Below are 425 nucleotides of genomic sequence, written 5' to 3'. Positions count from 1 at the left end.
CTCTTTTTAGCCTGCTTTTGCACGTCCTTGATTAAACCGCCCTGTGAACCTTTCTGAACGTGTTTAGCTTGCATGAATGTCATTAGCCCTGTTTCGTCTTTAAACCGCTGATAGGGGTCTAATTTTGCGACGAATTTTTGCTGATTGGCTAAAATTTCCGCATTTAGTTCAAAATAGGGTTCCGGCTTAAAGTTTTTGATTGCCTGGTCTCTTTGATAGACCATATATAAGGTTGGCGTCTGTACTCGACCAATCGAATACACCCCGCGTACCCCGTTTTGTCTTAATAACAAAGTATATAAGGGACTGCCATTCATACCGATCAACCAATCGCTAATTTGGCGGGTTTGGGCTTCTTTATAAGCCAAATAGTCTTTGTGCCAATCACCAAGATTTTTGAATCCGGTAATAATCGCGTCTTTTTC

The 425-nt window shown here is 41.4% G+C and carries 1 protein-coding gene; it reads right to left on the bottom strand.

The features are described 5' to 3' along the window. A partial coding sequence (locus OXT66_RS09620) for a DNA topoisomerase (protein WP_268597057.1) occupies window positions 1–425 on the bottom strand: 425 nt, incomplete at both ends.

The sequence above is a fragment of the Lentilactobacillus senioris genome (assembly GCF_026798195.1).
Taxonomy (GTDB): domain Bacteria; phylum Bacillota; class Bacilli; order Lactobacillales; family Lactobacillaceae; genus Lentilactobacillus; species Lentilactobacillus senioris_A.
This window is presented reverse-complemented; position numbering and strand designations above follow the sequence as displayed.